Genomic DNA, 16,010 nt, shown 5'->3' with positions numbered 1-16,010 from the left:
TGTAATAAGCCTTTTGTATGACGGTTAAATCATGTTTCGATTGATTATATCATTATTAAGTTTATGTAATAAGATTTACAGTACTGATTTTTATGTATTTGTATATATAATATAAATATTTTTACATGAATTTATCGTGTTTGATATTTGATCTTTATTTCATATTTTACAGATGTATTTATAGTTGACAAAATCGAGTTGCATCGGGGGTTTGGTTACATTTGTGATTAAACGCCCGGTATTTACAAGTGTTAATTTTACAAAAGTGGAAATACCAGGGCGGTTTTATCCTATTTTTTTACAAGAATAATCCCTACCCTGCCGGGACTTCGATTGGATTCTTATATGGAGAGATTTCCTGTTTAATTATGTTAAATAAAAAACGGAACCTCTTCAGGCTCCGTTTTTTGAATTTAAGTGTTTTATTATAAGCTGATTGTCTTTGCTATTCGTTGGAATTCCTCCGGGGTGAGTTGGAGTTTTTCCCGATGAAAATCGACGTCTTTTTCGCTGTTAATCGGTATCAGGTGGATATGGGCATGCGGAACTTCGAGCCCGAGAACGACGACGGCGACTTTTTTACAAGCTATATTAGCCTGTATTTTACGCGCGATCCGTTTGGCGAAAACCATCATGTCCGCCAGCGTCCGGTCGTCCAAGTCGAAAATATTGTCGGTCTCCTCTTTCGGGATGACCAGCGTGTGACCCTTTGCAAGCGGATTGATATCCAGAAATGCAAAATATCTGTCGTCCTCGGCTACCTTGTAGCACGGGATCTCCCCTTTTACGATACGTGTGAATACGGAAGCCATTTTTTACGGTTTTTGGTTCGGTTTAAATCAGTTTCATCTCCTGTTTGATCGATTCGATCTTACGTTCCATCGTTTGGCGCGTTTCTTCGAATTTATCTTCGCAGCACAATTCTCCCCGGACGCCGAAATAGAATTTGATTTTCGGCTCGGTGCCCGACGGACGGATCGATACGATGGTCGAATCCGCTGTGATGAACTGCAATACGTTCGATTTTTCCATATCGATGGGCGTTTTGCGGCCGCTCTTTACGTCGAGCGATTCTCCGGTCAGATAATCCTTCACGGTGATTACGGGCGATCCTCCGAGGCTTTGCGGCGGATTGTTCCGGTACTGGGTCATCATTCGGGCGATTTCCTCCTGTCCCTCTTTGCCCTGGCGGACGATCGAGACGAGCGCTTCGTCGAAGAAGCCGTATTTTACGTAGATTTCCTTCAGTAGGTCATACAGCGTCATTCCTTGGCTCTTGGCCCAGGCTGCGGCCTCTGCGGCCAGCGAACAGGCGCTGACGGCGTCCTTGTCGCGGACGAAATCTTCGGCGAGAAATCCGAAGCTCTCTTCTCCGCCGCAGACGTACTGCATTTTCCCTTCGAGGTTGCGGATGACCGTGGCGATATACTTGAAGCCGGTCAGGCATTCGAAATGTTTCACGCCGAACGATTCGGCGATTCGGGCGACCAGTTCCGTCGTAACGATCGTTTTGACGATGTACTCCCGGCCGTGAAGTTTTCCCAGTTCGCTCCACCTTCTTACGATATAATATACGAGCAGGGCGCATGTCTGGTTGCCGTTCAGCAAGATGTACGATCCGTCGCGGTCGCGCAGGGCCATCCCGATGCGGTCGGCGTCGGGGTCGGTGGCCAGGACGATCTCCGCCTGTTGCCGGGCGGCCAGGTCGATCGCCATTTTCATGGTCGCGCGTTCTTCCGGGTTCGGGGACGCTACGGTCGGAAAGTTGCCGTCCGGGATATTCTGTTCTTTTACCGTGACGACGTTCGTAAAGCCGAATTTGCGGAGCGATTCGGGGACGAGGATGACTCCGGTTCCGTGTATCGGCGTGTAGACGATTTTCAGGTCGTGATGGGCGGCGATGGCTTCGGGCGACAGCGACAGCGAATGAACGGCGTCGAGGTAGATCGCGTCGAAGGTTTCGTCGAGAATGACGATGTTGTCTTTGTGTCCGTTGGTGAGCACCTGATCCGGAGACGTGATCTTTTGCACCTCCGCGATGATGTTTTTGTCGTGCGGAGCCACTACCTGAGCGCCGTCGTTCCAGTACGCTTTGTAGCCGTTATACTCTTTCGGGTTGTGCGAGGCGGTGATGACCACGCCGCTGTCGCATTCCAGCTTGCGGATGGCGAAGCTCAGCTCGGGCGTCGGACGGAGCGAGTCGAACAGGTAAACCTTGAATCCGTTCGCTGCGAAGATGTCGGCGACGCGTTCCGAAAACAGCCGGCTGTTGTTGCGGCTGTCGTGCCCGATAGCGACCTTGATCTGCTTACCCGGAAAGGCTTTTTTCAGGTAGTTCGCAAGGCCTTGCGTAGCCATGCCGACCGTGTAGACGTTCATCCGGTTGGTGCCTACCCCCATGATGCCGCGCAGGCCGCCCGTGCCGAATTCGAGGTCTTTGTAGAAGCTCTCGGTCAGCTCGCCCAAGTTGTTATCCATAAGATATTTGACTTGCTTTTTCGTGTCTTCGTCGTAGTTTCCGGAGAGCCATTTTTCGGCTCTCTCCTTAACGATTAAATCCAAATTTCCACTCATAATCTTATTTGTTTTATTTATACGAATGCTTGTTTCGGTTGAAAAAAGTTATAAACAAAGATACGGATATTTTTTTGAATATTCTATATCAAACGGTTAAGTTTTGACTCTGCGGGAACCCTTATTTTTCTATATAAATATTTGCACAACAAACAATAGAGAAGAAAATTTTTTTTAATGAATTTATTTACAATTTTGTCTTCCGAAACAGACAGGATGATGATAGTTAATAACCAGACATACGGTGATGTGTGGCAAAGTTGTTTGACCCGTATCCGCGAGCATACCTCCGACGAGGAGTTCGCCAAATGGTTCAAGCCGATCGTGCCGCTTGATTTTGACGGGGTGACCTTGAAACTGAAGGTGCCTAATGAAAGTTATGTGTACCATATCGAAAAACACTTTATTCCGCTTTTGCGTCCGATCATTCACCAGATGTTTGGCTTGAAGACCAAGCTGCGTTATGCCGTGCCGCGTACCGAACAGAGCGCTCCTACCGTAGTGACGGATGCCGACATGACGGCCATCAATACGTTCGTCACGCAGTCCGATACGACAAATATAAAGAATCCTTTCGTTATTCCGGGGATTCGCCGGATCGTAATCGACCCGCAGTTGAATCCGAACTATACGTTCGATACGTTCGTGGAGGGCGAATGCAACCGACTTTGCCGTTCGGCCGGGCTGTCGCTGGCCGTGAATCCGGGCAATACGCCTTTCAATCCCTTATATATTTACGGAGATTCGGGGTTGGGAAAAACGCATATCGCGCAGGCGATCGGCATGGAAATCAAGCAGCGCAAGCCGCAGATGCAGGTGTTGTACGTGTCGATGAACAAATTCCAGGCGCAGTTCCAGAACGCCGCGCTGAAGGGGGAACTGAACGACTTCATTCATTTCTATCAGATGCTCGACGTCCTGATTATCGACGATATTCAGGAACTGGCCGGGAAGGATAAGACGCAGAACGCTTTTTTCAATATTTTCAACCACCTGCACCTGTCGAACAAGCAGTTGATCCTGACTTCCGATAAACCGCCCGTCGAGCTGAAAGATATCGAACAGCGGCTGATCACCCGCTTCAAATGGGGGCTTTCCACGCAACTGTTGCAGCCCGATTACGAAACCAAGGTGAAGATCATTCGTAACAAGGCCGTGAAGTTGAATGCGGAGGTGCCGCAGGAGGTGGTCGAGTTCTTGGCCGAGAATATCAACGCCAATGTCCGGGAGATCGAAGGGGCGCTTTCGTCGCTCGTGGCCAATGCCTCGTTCCTGGGCAAGAAGATTTCGATCACGCTGGCCCGCGAAATTCTGAAAGTATACGTGCAGTTCAATCAGCGGGAAATCACGATCGAGCATATTCGCAAGGTCGTTTGCGAATACATGGGACTCAGTGCGGAGGTGTTTAATTCTCCGAAACGGACGCGCGAGATCGCGCAAGCGCGCCAGATAGCGATGTACCTGAGCAAGCAGCACACGAAGGCTCCGCTGACGACCATCGGCGCGGCGATCGGCGGCAAGAACCATGCGACGGTGTTGCACGCCTGCAAGGCGATTTCGAATCTGATGGAGACGGACAAGGTGTTCTGCCACCAGGTGGAGGAGATCGAAAAGAAGGTGCTTGCGCGGTCGTAGCGCTTTTCGGAAAAAGGTGCGCTCCGTAGCGGGCGACGCGGTGAAAAGTTTTTCTGGCGTTATATTTGACCGGAAAAACTTTTTGACTTTCCCGGAAATGTGTATCTTTACGAACAATAGGCACCGGAATTTTTAAATGCGAAAGAAAATGGCAAAACTGAAAACGGGAGATCCCGCTCCGGCTTTCGAAGCGGTCGACCAGGACGGCAATATGAAAACGCTGGCCGATTACCGCGGCCGCAAGTTGATCCTTTATTTTTATCCGAAGGACAATACGCCGGGTTGTACGGCCGAAGCGTGCAGCCTGCGCGACGGACGGGATACGCTGCGGCGAATGGGCTTCGAAGTGGTCGGCGTGAGTCCCGACAGCGAAAAGTCGCACCAGGGCTTTATCGCAAAGCAGGGGTTGAATTTTACGCTGTTGGCCGATACGGACAAAAAAATCGCGGAAGCCTACGGCGTGTGGGGCGAGAAGAAGTTTATGGGAAGGACGTTCATGGGGATTCTGCGGACGACGTTCGTGATCGACGAACAGGGCGTGATCGAGAAGATTTTCGATAAAGTGCGGACGAAGGATCACTTCGAACAGATCGTCGAAGCTTACCAGTAAAACCGGAAAAATTTGAAACAAGACTACTAAACGAAAAAATATGGCAGAAAAGGAGAAGCCTCAGGTGAATCCTGAGAAGCTCAAGGTATTGAGCGCCGTGATGGATAAGATCGAGAAGGATTTCGGGAAAGGCGCCATCATGAAAATGAGCGACCGGGCGGTCGACAAAGTCCCGGTCATCCCGTCCGGGTCGGTAACGATCGACCATGCGCTCGGGATCGGCGGGTATCCGAAAGGACGTATTATCGAGATTTTCGGCCCCGAATCGTCGGGTAAAACCACGCTGGCTATCCACGCGATCGCCGAGGCCCAGAAAGCGGGCGGAATCGCCGCATTTATCGACGCGGAACATGCTTTCGACAGCACGTATGCGCAGAAGCTCGGCGTGGATATCGACGACCTGCTGATTTCGCAGCCCGACAACGGGGAGCAGGCGCTGGAGATCGCCGACCACCTGATCCGTTCGAGCGCCATCGATATCGTGGTGATCGACTCGGTCGCCGCGCTGACGCCGAAGGCCGAAATCGAAGGCGAGATGGGCGAATCGAAAATGGGGTTGCAGGCGCGACTGATGTCGCAGGCTTTGCGTAAACTGACGGCCAATATCAGCAAGACGGGAACCGTTTGTATTTTCATCAACCAACTTCGCGATAAGATCGGCGTGGTTTACGGGAATCCGGAGACTACGACGGGCGGTAATGCGCTGAAATTTTACGCCAGCGTCCGGGTCGATATCCGCAAGGCTTCGGTGATCAAAGACGGAGAAGAACAGATGGGCGCGCGGGCGCGTGTCAAGATCGTGAAAAACAAACTGGCTCCCCCGTTCCGCAAAGCGGAATTCGATATCATGTACGGCGAAGGAATTTCGAAGATCGGCGAGATCATCGACCTGGGAGTGGATCAGGGAATTATCAAGAAGAGCGGCTCGTGGTTTTCTTACGGCGACAGGAAGATCGGACAAGGGCGCGATGCCGTCAAGGAGGCGTTCAAGGCCGATCCTGAGTTTGCGGCCGAGGTGGAGGCCAAAGTGCGCGAAGCGCTTGCCGCCGCCGGTTAGCGGGCGCGGGTGCGGTACGGCCGGCGGGAGACACAGCCTGATTCCGTCCGGGGCGTACCCGAAAACATGTTTTGTCTTGTCCTCGGCGGGCAAGGGATTGATGTCGGCGTATGTAAAACGGGAGATTGATGGGTTATTCGCAGGAAGATGAACGCATGATTGGCGAGCAGTTTGACAAACTGATGCGGAGTTGTGCCAAAATCTGTAAAAATGAATATGACAGGGATCTGATCAAACGGGCCTTTTTCTTGGCGAAGGAGGCTCACGAGGGAGTGCGCCGCCGTTCCGGGGAGCCTTACATCGTGCACCCGCTGGCGGTGGCCCGGATCGTCGTGGATGAAATCGGCCTCGGTGTCAAGTCGGTGATCGCGGCCCTGTTGCACGATGTCGTCGAGGATACCGACTATACGGTGGAGGATATCGAAAGCCGTTTCGGACCCAAAATCGCGCTGATGGTGGACGGACTGACCAAAATGTCGGGCGTTTTCAAAACCAGCGCTTCGGAGCAGGCGGAAAATTTCCGCAAAATGCTGCTGACGCTTTCCGACGACGTCCGGGTGATCCTGATCAAGATCGCCGACCGGCTGCACAACATGCGTACGCTGGAATCGATGCCTCCGCATAAGCAGATGAAAATCACCAGCGAAACGATCTATCTGTTCGCTCCGTTGGCTTACCGCCTGGGGTTGTTCGCGATCAAAAGCGAACTGGAGGATCTGTCGTTGAAATACCGTTTCCCGGAAGATTACCGGCAGATCGAAGCCAAGATCCAGGAAACCGAAGCCGACCGGTCGAAATTTATCGAAAAATTCAGTCAGCCGATTATCGAGAAGCTCAAGGGCAACGATATCGACTTCGAAATATCGGGGCGCGTCAAGTCGATCTATTCGATCTGGGCCAAAATGCAGCGCAAGCATATCGCTTTCGAAGAGATCTATGATCTCTTCGCGATTCGCATCGTGTTCCGGCCTTCGCCGCTGATTCCCGAAAAGTCGCAGTGCTGGCACATCTACTCGTTGGTAACCGATATTTACAAGCCGAAACCGGATCGGATCCGCGACTGGGTGAACATTCCGAAAGCGAACGGTTACGAGGCCCTGCACTCCACGGTGATGGGTCCCGACGGCGTGTGGGTCGAGGTGCAGATTCGTTCGCAGCGGATGGAAGAGATTGCCGAGCGGGGATTCGCCGCGCATTGGAAGTACAAATCGGGCGAGTTGTCGAAGGAGGAAGGCGAATTCGACCGTTGGATGAAGCAGGTGCGCGAAGCGCTGAACAGCCCGACGGACAATGCCGTCGAATTCCTCGACAATTTCAAACTGAGCCTTTATACCTACGAGATCGTCGTGTTTACGCCGAAAGGCGATTCGCGGACATTGCCTCAGGGCGCTACGGCGCTCGATTTCGCTTATGAGATTCATACGAAGATCGGCAACAGCGCGATGGGCGCCAAGATCAACCGGAAGATCGAATCGATTTTCGCACCGATCAGCAGCGGCGACCAGATCGAGATCATCACGTCGAAAAATGTGAAGCCGAAGGCCGAATGGCTCGATCATGTGATTACGACCAAGGCCAAGCAGTCGATCATGGTTTTCCTGAAAAAGGAGAATCTCAATAACATCGCTAACGGGATCGTGCTGTTCGAAGGAAAGCTCAAGGAGTTCGGCATCGTGCCGAGCGCCCGCGTGTTCCGGAAAGTGCTGCCTGCTTACGACTGCGCTACGAAGGACGAGTTTTACAGCAAGTTGGGGGCCGGCATCCTGAAACTGGACGGGATCGAAAAGATCCTGCGCGACAATCCTGCCAATAAGATTTTGAAATTCTGGACGTTGCAGATACCGAATCCATTCAAGTTCCTCGGAGGCGACGATAAGAAAAAAGGGAAAAAGGTAATTGACGGCGCATCGCCGGAGGATGCGGACGATCCGGAGTTCGAGATCGCCCCGTGTTGCAATCCGATTCCGGGCGACGAAGTTGTCGGTTACAGCAATCCCGATACGCACAAGATCGACGTTCACAAGAAAAACTGCAACGAACTGATTAAACTGGCTGCCCAGCACGGCAATCGTCTGACGCCGGTCACCTGGTCGAGCCACAAGGCGATGTCCTACCTGTCGATCCTCGAGTTGCGCGGAATCGATCGGATCGGGATCCTGATGGAACTGTCGCAGGTGATTACCGGCGAGCTGAACACGAACATCCGGGAGTTGCATATCCAGAGCCACGACGGTATCTTCGAAGGGCGGATCAGCCTCTATGTGAAAAATATCAAGGATCTGAAGATGATTATCGACAAGGTGATCCGGATCAAGGGGGTCGAGCAGGTAAACCGGGTGGAAAATAAAATCGAATAGCTATGGATCTGAAAGAGTTGCTTCCGGTACTTCTGATTACTGTCTTCGCAATAATTTCCGCTGCGAAAAAGAAAAAACAACCGGTTTCCGAAAGCGAGGAGCAGGCGGATACCGCTCCGTCCGATTCTCCGTGGGACGACCTGATGCGCGAACTTAAAAAAGGGGGCGGAGCCGATACGGAATCTGCGGCCGATTCGCGTCCGGTGCAGCGGACTGTTCCGGATGCGGACGCGCTGCCGACGGAGATGCTGTCTTACGACGACGAGGCGATCGAAGCGTTCGAGAACCGTACGGTCTTTTCGTACGACGACATGGTCGGAGATAACGCGCCGGAGCCGATGTCTACCGCGGATCGAGGGACTTCCCTACTCCGCAGCTTGCTACGGAGCCGGAACCGGCTTCTTCCGAAAGGGCGTTTCCGGGCGGTTTCGATCCGAAAATGGCCGTGCTGTATTCCGAAATTCTCAAACCGCGTTTTTAAATTTTTTCAGCATGTATTCCGATGCGGATTCCGCCGAACCGATCCGGGCCGATTATTCGGACTCTTACAGTCTCGACGTAAACTCCGATGCGGAATTGCGTCCCGGGAAACTGTTGGAATCCGTTTTCTCCGATACTCCGCGCTGGGTGAACGGGCTGATGAAAATCCGTAATGCGCTCGTTGCGCCTTTCGGTTTGAAGACGGGAGAATCCCGTGTTTTCCGGAAAGCGATCGTCGAAGAATCGGAGCGGGAAGCGGTACTGTCCAATGACGATAAACATTTGATCTTTACGGTCTCGCTCAGCGTGCTCCCCCGTCCCGACGGGGTGCGGCGAATCAGTATTTCCACGGCGGTGCAATACCATAACCGGCTCGGCCGGATCTATTTCGCACTGATCCGGCCGTTTCATCGGATCATCATCCGCCGTATGCTGCGCCGGATCGCTTCATCGGTCGGCTGACGGCAGCGTCTCCCGGACAGGATTACTCTTTTTCGATAAAGGAGCGCTATGTGCGGTAGCCGTCTAACGGGGCGTGATGCACGAAGGTGCAATCAATTGAAACGAAAGTTGAATATCGTTTTGACAACTCGTTTTCGCAAAATTTAAGGGCGTAAAAAACAAAAGCGACATAACAGTCGCTTTTGTTTTGTTTGTGTACATAGTTTAACCCCTATCGGGTAATCGGTGTTTTATCGGGTTTGGGTCACTCCAACTTGACCCCCTGCCTTATTCGGCGACAACTTCCCATTTCAAATCGCCACCGCCTTCGATCGTCTGCCACTTGTAACCCGTGGCCGGTTCGTAAACGACCGAGGTTGTATGGTTATAAGCTTTGCCGCTGAATTTACCGCCTTTGAGAATTACGCTTCCGGTCGGCAGATCAACGTCATTGTCGCCCGACACGACAGCGCTCGTTCCCTCGATCTGCAACCCCCCCGGACCGGTCATTGGCTGCGGAAAACTCTCCGCCCGTAATCGTGACTTTCGCGCCGTTGGTTATATATAACGCATAAAAGGCATCTATCTGCCCCGGCGTATTTACCGTGTAATACTTGCCACTGCTGATGACCGCATCCTGACAACTTTCAATGGAGATGCCGCCCTGAATGCCTTTGACCTCGCAACCGTCGATTCTTACTTTCGAGCCGAACAGACGCATTGCGTAAGCCCAGTGCGTACCGTTATCCTTATTTGAGGAAGTAGATTCGAAATAACTGTCAACAAGGGTGATCTCTCCGCTGGCGACGTCGCGTCCCATACCGCAGACGGTGAACTCGCCCGAAATGATCCTGGCGTTCTTTATGGTTACATTCGCATCATTCCAATAAGCGATTGCCGCACTATTGTAAGGATGCCCCGTTGATGAGTTTCCATGCCAATGGTATTCGGGGTCGTTAATCAGGGTAACGCCGTCGATAACGCACTCTCCGCCCATGACATGGATCAGCGATTTCTGGTAGCCGTTACCCAGGTCGCTGTTGTCCTCCGAAGTATTGTCTATCGTACCCTCCCCGGTCAGAGTTAGGCCCTTTTCAGCCGTCAGGAAGTTGGTTATCTCGTGGTATATGAATAAAAGGAGGTGTAAACCTAAAAAGCAATGAAACATACTTTTGGCAATTTGTTGTGTGATATATATTTGCAATATTTATTTGGAAATCGTTTCTAATTTCCGTAAGTTTGCTGTTGTAAACCAAGAATTAAGCCCGAAGTTGTATCTTCGGGCTCTTGAAATACCACGCTCAGGTAAGCGTTTGTAAGCGATTGCTGCGGAAACGCCGTACCCGTCGCATTTCTTTCTCCCGGAGAGCTTGCTGTACCGATGGGTAGCTCCGGCGGAATTTATCGAAGGTGTCCCGCGAGAGATCGAAACGTTTGCATATGTCGGTGACGGATTTGTCCTGATGCAACATCCGGATAACGTGCTGCCGATTCTCGGTCAGCAGTTGAACTTCGTATAACTGCCCTTTCTGCGGCCAAGCACCACGCCTTCGGCTTTGCGTAGGGCCAGCGCCTCTCTGGTGCGCATCGAGATCAGGTTGCGTTCGATTTCGGCGACCAATCCGAATGCAAAACAAAGCACTTTACTGTTAATGCTGTTGTCGAATGTGTAACCCTCTTTGGTCGTGTAAAGATTGATCTCCTTTTGCAGGCACCTGCCCATGATCGCCATCACATCCGTGAGCGTCCGGCTCAGGCGCGAGATTTCCGTTACGATCAGCGTATCACCCCGTTTCATCTTACGGAGCAAAGTCCCAAGTTTGCGGTCCTGTTCCCGTTTGCTGCCACTGGCCACTTCCGTAACCCAGTTGTCTACGATCCAATTCCGACTCTCGGCGAAACGCCGGATCTCGTCCTGCTGGTTGCCCGGATTCTGTTTCCCGGTGCTTACCCGTAAATAACCTATTATCATATTTCGTTTGATTTTTCTGGGCAACGTCGCCCAGGCGCACAAGGTATGATTATGGTTGTACTTGCTGAATTTTCACCGTTTCCCGGCATACCGAGAAACGTATTGAATAACAGAGACCGGATCTAAATCACGCTTTACTACTCCCTGAAACACAAAAAGTCCAAAATAAATAATGAAATGATTACATCAGGTGGTAAGCGATGGATGCAGGAATCGTTTATTGAAACATGCCGTCACAAAGTAAATCGGGCAGAGAAGAGAAACAGTACAATTACCGGCTGATCTCCAGTTGTGTTCTCCCTGTGTTGGACGGCGAAAAAGTTCATATCGGCCGAATGTCCGCCACGCTTCGTTGCGAAAGGTGCCGAGATCGATTTTATATTTCGCGGTACGTTTTTATCCGTTTCCGAACAAAAGCAGCACACCTTAAAGGAATATCCGTATGAAAATGGGAGATTTAGTCCTGTAAAATTTTGGGCGTATGAAATATTATCGTATATTTGCACTCCCGAAAAGGTCTGATGGCCGAGTGGCTAGGCACAGCTCTGCAAAAGCTGCTACAGCGGTTCGAATCCGCTTCAGACCTCTATAAAACCGCCTTACAGTGCACTGTAAGGCGGTTTTTCTTTGGATTTGTACGGCATTTGTACGGCATGATGTTTAATGGCGTTAAAAACAGGTAGGATAACTTCCGAGATAATATCATTTAACAATCATCGAAAAAGGTATAACAACGGCCGGGAACATTTACAATCCGGCTCCGGATATTTTGAAATTCGTCAATTCGTCAAAAATAAAAAGATGATTAAATTGTATCAAATAAACCGGGACGCACTATATAAGTGTGTCCCGGTCCTTATTCAGAAGTAGAGGTAAAATTTAGTTAATTGCCTCTATGTTCTTGAAATACTTAGCCCAATCCGAACTTTTGTACGCATTTACTGATTCGGCAGGTACTTTCAGTATGCAATTCTCATTCACGAATGTAAAGTGTTCCACATCGCAAAATGGGCTGTACAACTGAGACAATGCCGGCGGTGTATTTTTACGACAAATAACCGTTTCCAAATCAGCCCCATTAAATAGCTTTACATGACTGCCCGTATTAAGATCTCCAATTGTCGAAGGCAGGTCGAGTTTTTTGAGGGGTGCATTTCTGAATGCTCCGCCTTTCAGTGTGGTAAACCCTTCAGGCAGGGTCAATTCCGTAATTTTACAGTCGGCGAAAGCTCGTCACCTATAGACTTCAGATTGGTCGGTAATTTAAGCTCTGTTATCGGACATCCGTTGAATGCACCCGCACCTATTGTCTCAACCTCGTCCGGCAATGTCAGTGACGTTAAATTGGTCGGCACGACAACATCGGTGTCATCATACTTGCCCGACCAGCAGAAATCATTTGGAATCGTAGTCACGGGACCCTCTATGACAAGCGATTGCATCTGCATACAACCGACAAACGCCCAACTACAATCACCATAGTCTTCTTCATATAGGGTTGCAAATGAGGTAACGGTACTCGGAACAACCATTGAGGTAATGGCACTTCCATAGAAGCAGCTCGCCGGAATTTCGGTCACACCGACGGGAATAGTTACGGATTTTACGGCTGCGCCTTCCAACATCCAGCGTCCGAGTGTCGTGACGGTGGATGGAATATTCACTTTTTCCAGAGCCGTACACATTGCAAAAGCCGAATTACCGATAGTTTTCAGACCTTCGGGCAAGATCACTTCTTTCAGCGTCGTATTATCGCTAAGTCCCATACTTTCATAAAAAGCCAATGCACGCGTAGGCAGTTCGGTTATGTCGCTTCCAGCGAGGTCGAGAACTTCCAGTGCGGTAAGGTTCTCGCGGATGTATTGGAAGTCGGCCTCATTCAAGCCGCCGTTAATTCTCAGGCCTGTTATCTGGCCGGGATTGGCATTGGCCAGCAATGTAGCAAGATTACCTGCCGTATTGACTACGACCATCGTTCCGATACCCGATTCGATTTCCTGCTCCACCCATTCCGTAACATTCGGATCGCCGTAGGTAATCGACTGTACTTCCATGTTCTGCTCCGAGATAGTCGCCACGTAGTTATAGCAGTTGCCCGCATCCCACGCGGGTACAAGCGTCGTGGTAAACTCTTTAGTCTTTACATTGCCTGCTTCCAAAGAAACAGCAGCCGTAAACGAAACGGTCACTGTTCCGCCGGATTGGGGAATGACCACGAAATTGGCACTGGCAGCTTGCGTAGCCTGCGATGCATCCGCCTTATTTTCGGCCGTTGTCGTTACCATTTCGTTGAACGGAGTATCTTCTGCGACTGCTTGGGCTCCGTCTGGTGTCCATCCGTTGTCGTACGTTCCCTGCGCCGCCATTCCGTAAACTTTCAGACCGGAAACGGTTACCGGCACATCGACCGGAAAACCGCTCTTGAAAGTAAACTTAATCATCGACAGCAGGTGTTGGAAATTGAACGACACAGGCCCGTTGTTCTCCTGTTGTGCCATAACGGATACCCCGTCCGCATAGATCAAATCGAGTTGATTGTCCGGACCGGAAACGTAATCGGTGAAGGTCAGGCGTCCGTTGATTTCATCTGCACTGACCGTTCCCTTGCCGGCGGGTATTTCGGGGGCGTATGCCACGAAGTTGTAGCTTTCCCCGGCAGTCCAGTAGCGTACGGGCGAATAGCTCCATGTACTCCCGGATTTAGTGACTTTCGTCCCATCGAAGGTGTTGGTCAGGCTGTTGTCATGGCCTCCATAGACATAGAAGGCATCGATATTGGCAGTCGTGAGCGTACTCACGGCTTTCGTTTGGGTCGGATTGCCTATATAGGCGCTCCCGAAACCGATCACAGCGGAATCCGGCATCTCGACCGTTTCCGTTTTGCTGCATCCGGCCATGACGACAGCCACCGCAGCGAGTAAAAACAGATTCTTTTTCATGATGTTAATATTAAAAAAAGTGTATTCCCATTCAGTCCAATGGCAGCTCTATATCTTCGAATTCTCCCCAGCCTTCGACCTCCACATCGAAACCTGCACCGCCGCCCGCCTCTTGCTCCGAAACTTCGAGTCCGCTCACCGTAATCACCCCTCCACGGGGCTGTTGTGCTAACTGGTCAGTAACATCGAATTCGAACGTCTTGATCTTCCCGTTGTGCAACCTCACTTCCAGATTGAGTCCGTAACGCCGCTCGGAACGCTGTACGTAATGATCCCCCGGAAATCCCGGTACGCCGAACGAGGTAACGGCCGCTTCCGTCCCGAACGCCGTCAGGTCGTAGTCGTACAGGACGGTAACCGGTTCATCACCGGTGCGTCCGTCCTGCAGGTAAACCGATCCCGCCATACCGGACAATGCGCCCCGTGCCAGTGCCACGTACTCCAGTCCGCTGTCGAATTCGCAACGGATCAGATAGGTATAGACCAACGGACGTAAAGTAACGGGAAATTCGACAGGCTCCGAGGTGCGAACTGCTTCGTAGGAGTCGATCCACGCCCCGTACAGGATGTCGGGGGCATTAACGGTCAGCTCGCCCCCGTGCTCCTGGCTGTATGTGGAACGTGTGCGGGTCCGCGTAGTTGCCGAGGCCGTGGCCCATGAATCCAGATCGCTGAACACGATATACCGCGTATCGTCGTTATGCAAAAGGATGCTTTTAGTCCCTTCGGTCATCGGGAGTTCTCCGCCTTCGGCAGAGATGTGCTGTTCCGTACGTGAATTGTCCTCGTGATATACGAACGCCGCAATGCCGGTGGCCGGATCGGGGCGAAAACGTTCGTACTCGCAGCCGAACTCCTCCGGCCAGTCTTCCTGCCACCCCTTGCCGTAATCCCGCTCCCAAACGCATTCCCACGCAGGTCGGACGTTTACCCGTACGCTCAATCCATGACTGTCATGGTCGTAGCACAAGTCTTTTCGGCAACCAGACAAGAGCACGGCACAGCATATTCCTGCAATCTTAATCACCTGTTTCCTGTTCATCGCACGCCTCCTTTCCGATTCTGGTTCCAAAGCCGCCATACCAGCGCGAATTTGAGTTTTACGGGGCCGAAATAATCGGTACGACTGGTTCGCTGGTAGACATAATGACCGTCAATGGGCAAGTATTCTTCATAAGAGGTATGTAAAAAGCCCACGCCGATTCCCACCTCGAAAGAGATGTTGCGGCTGACCGGGAACATATAGCCGTAACTCAGTCCGGTCATGAACAGTTCGCCTTTGTATCCCCGTTTCCCGTTTTCCAAATCATACCAGCTTCCCCCGACGAAAAGTCCGACGTAATGCCCGTGCCACGGCTTTCGGGTCTTGAACCAATAACGCCCTTCGGGACTGATCGTGGCGATCTGGTAATATTTATGTTTGTTTTTCTTCGACCACCAGGCGACTTCCCCTTCGAGATTGACTGTCCAACGTTCGTTTATCAGGTATTCGATCTCCAACGAGGGCATCAGAGCGGCATCGTAAAGTAAATTGGTCTTGAGTGCTAAGCGGTGAAATGGAACGTCGGCCCGGTCTTCATGTCCGCCGGAAGACGGCGGAATATTCCCGCTGACGGCAGGCGGACTTACAGAACCGGTAATTTCTTCCGGCTGTAAGCGGGCCGCATTTCTCGTAGTGTCCGGTGTCTCCGGCATAATCCGAAGGGAATCGGCCAGTACACTTTTTCTGTCGGCAGTTTCTTTCTCTGAATGAACATAAAGCGTCACGACGACACTGCTTCGCAGGTCGGGGAAGAACTCCCGCAACATATAGCGGTAAGGCTCGCCGCCGCGCAAGTCCATCAGCCGTTGTTTACGGCCGCCCACGACCCGGTTCCTTTCGTCGAAGATCCAGACGGGCGTGTTGTCCAGCACGTCGAGCACTTCGTCGCGGTACGGCATGCCG

The 16,010-nt window shown here is 51.4% G+C and carries 13 protein-coding genes, 1 tRNA gene and 1 pseudogene; 6 read left to right on the top strand and 9 right to left on the bottom strand.

The annotated features are described in order from the left end of the window. Positions 1–425 precede the first annotated feature (425 nt). Together DW082_RS13565 and DW082_RS13560 are read right to left on the bottom strand one after the other, a co-directional pair. Positions 426–812, bottom strand: coding sequence for an HIT family protein (locus DW082_RS13565; protein WP_055203979.1), 387 nt, complete (start codon positions 810–812; stop codon positions 426–428). 22 nt (positions 813–834) lie between these two features. Then, positions 835–2,574 (bottom strand): phospho-sugar mutase, encoded by a 1,740-nt coding sequence (locus DW082_RS13560; protein ID WP_055203981.1) that lies wholly within the window; start codon positions 2,572–2,574, stop codon positions 835–837. A gap of 219 nt (positions 2,575–2,793) precedes the next feature. Between DW082_RS13560 and dnaA the strand changes: the two genes are divergently transcribed. From dnaA to DW082_RS14630, 5 genes are all read left to right on the top strand, one after another. Then, the gene (gene dnaA, locus DW082_RS13555) at positions 2,794–4,209 is read left to right on the top strand and encodes a chromosomal replication initiator protein DnaA (RefSeq protein WP_055204531.1); all 1,416 of its coding nucleotides are present in this window, start codon (positions 2,794–2,796) and stop codon (positions 4,207–4,209) included. Positions 4,210–4,357: 148 nt separating this feature from the next. Beyond that, the gene (bcp, locus tag DW082_RS13550) at positions 4,358–4,819 is read left to right on the top strand and encodes a thioredoxin-dependent thiol peroxidase (RefSeq protein ID WP_055204532.1); all 462 of its coding nucleotides are present in this window, start codon (positions 4,358–4,360) and stop codon (positions 4,817–4,819) included. A gap of 40 nt (positions 4,820–4,859) precedes the next feature. Further along, a complete protein-coding gene (gene recA / locus DW082_RS13545) occupies positions 4,860–5,876 on the top strand; it encodes a recombinase RecA (RefSeq protein ID WP_055203983.1) in 1,017 nt (338 codons plus the stop codon). Positions 5,877–6,004: 128 nt separating this feature from the next. After that, positions 6,005–8,233 (top strand): bifunctional (p)ppGpp synthetase/guanosine-3',5'-bis(diphosphate) 3'-pyrophosphohydrolase, encoded by a 2,229-nt coding sequence (locus DW082_RS13540; RefSeq protein ID WP_101570771.1) that lies wholly within the window; start codon positions 6,005–6,007, stop codon positions 8,231–8,233. A gap of 492 nt (positions 8,234–8,725) precedes the next feature. After that, positions 8,726–9,175 (top strand): DUF2867 domain-containing protein, encoded by a 450-nt coding sequence (locus DW082_RS14630; protein ID WP_101570768.1) that lies wholly within the window; start codon positions 8,726–8,728, stop codon positions 9,173–9,175. Between the two features lie 267 nt (positions 9,176–9,442). Here the strand turns inward: DW082_RS14630 and DW082_RS14625 are convergent, their stop codons facing one another. The 3 genes and pseudogenes from DW082_RS14625 to DW082_RS13525 all read right to left on the bottom strand — a co-directional run bounded on the left by DW082_RS14625 (position 9,443) and on the right by DW082_RS13525 (position 11,126). Further along, complete coding sequence (locus tag DW082_RS14625) at positions 9,443–9,619, bottom strand: hypothetical protein (protein ID WP_182424181.1); 177 nt, start codon at positions 9,617–9,619, stop codon at positions 9,443–9,445. Beyond that, complete coding sequence (locus tag DW082_RS13530; protein WP_182424180.1) at positions 9,603–10,322, bottom strand: hypothetical protein; 720 nt, start codon at positions 10,320–10,322, stop codon at positions 9,603–9,605. The genes DW082_RS14625 and DW082_RS13530 overlap by 17 nt, the downstream gene beginning before the upstream one ends. Before the next feature lie 133 nt (positions 10,323–10,455). Continuing rightward, positions 10,456–11,126 (bottom strand): annotated as a pseudogene (locus DW082_RS13525) (recombinase family protein). 515 nt (positions 11,127–11,641) lie between these two features. On the opposite strand from DW082_RS13525, the gene DW082_RS13520 reads away from it, so the two are divergent. Continuing rightward, a tRNA-Cys gene (locus DW082_RS13520) sits at positions 11,642–11,712 on the top strand. A 293-nt stretch (positions 11,713–12,005) separates the two neighbouring features. Here DW082_RS13520 and DW082_RS13510 read toward each other — a convergent pair. From DW082_RS13510 to DW082_RS13495, 4 genes are all read right to left on the bottom strand, one after another. Then, a complete protein-coding gene (locus tag DW082_RS13510) occupies positions 12,006–12,329 on the bottom strand; it encodes a hypothetical protein (protein WP_118459057.1) in 324 nt (107 codons plus the stop codon). Then, complete coding sequence (locus DW082_RS13505) at positions 12,326–14,065, bottom strand: leucine-rich repeat protein (protein WP_118459055.1); 1,740 nt, start codon at positions 14,063–14,065, stop codon at positions 12,326–12,328. The genes DW082_RS13510 and DW082_RS13505 overlap by 4 nt, the downstream gene beginning before the upstream one ends. A gap of 31 nt (positions 14,066–14,096) precedes the next feature. Continuing rightward, a complete protein-coding gene (locus tag DW082_RS13500; protein ID WP_118459053.1) occupies positions 14,097–15,107 on the bottom strand; it encodes a DUF5119 domain-containing protein in 1,011 nt (336 codons plus the stop codon). Beyond that, positions 15,104–16,010, bottom strand: a 907-nt coding sequence (locus tag DW082_RS13495) for a DUF3575 domain-containing protein (RefSeq protein ID WP_147387060.1), incomplete at its 5' end; no start/stop codon positions are given. The genes DW082_RS13495 and DW082_RS13500, both read right to left, overlap by 4 nt.

Source organism: Alistipes sp. AF48-12, assembly GCF_003477565.1.
Lineage (GTDB): Bacteria > Bacteroidota > Bacteroidia > Bacteroidales > Rikenellaceae > Alistipes_A > Alistipes_A hominis.
The sequence above is the reverse complement of the archived record's forward strand: the minus strand, read 5'-3'. Positions and strand labels throughout refer to the sequence as shown.

Excerpts from the sequence above, each read along its gene's own strand:
- DW082_RS13565 (WP_055203979.1), bottom strand. The coding sequence starts at position 812 with ATGGCTTCCGTATTCACACGTATCGTAAAAGGGGAGATCCCGTGCTAC.
- DW082_RS13560 (WP_055203981.1), bottom strand. The coding sequence starts at position 2,574 with ATGAGTGGAAATTTGGATTTAATCGTTAAGGAGAGAGCCGAAAAATGG.
- dnaA (WP_055204531.1), top strand. The coding sequence starts at position 2,794 with ATGATAGTTAATAACCAGACATACGGTGATGTGTGGCAAAGTTGTTTG.
- bcp (WP_055204532.1), top strand. The coding sequence starts at position 4,358 with ATGGCAAAACTGAAAACGGGAGATCCCGCTCCGGCTTTCGAAGCGGTC.
- recA (WP_055203983.1), top strand. The coding sequence starts at position 4,860 with ATGGCAGAAAAGGAGAAGCCTCAGGTGAATCCTGAGAAGCTCAAGGTA.
- DW082_RS13540 (WP_101570771.1), top strand. The coding sequence starts at position 6,005 with ATGGGTTATTCGCAGGAAGATGAACGCATGATTGGCGAGCAGTTTGAC.
- DW082_RS14630 (WP_101570768.1), top strand. The coding sequence starts at position 8,726 with ATGTATTCCGATGCGGATTCCGCCGAACCGATCCGGGCCGATTATTCG.
- DW082_RS13530 (WP_182424180.1), bottom strand. The coding sequence starts at position 10,322 with ATGTTTCATTGCTTTTTAGGTTTACACCTCCTTTTATTCATATACCAC.
- DW082_RS13505 (WP_118459055.1), bottom strand. The coding sequence starts at position 14,065 with ATGAAAAAGAATCTGTTTTTACTCGCTGCGGTGGCTGTCGTCATGGCC.
- DW082_RS13500 (WP_118459053.1), bottom strand. The coding sequence starts at position 15,107 with ATGAACAGGAAACAGGTGATTAAGATTGCAGGAATATGCTGTGCCGTG.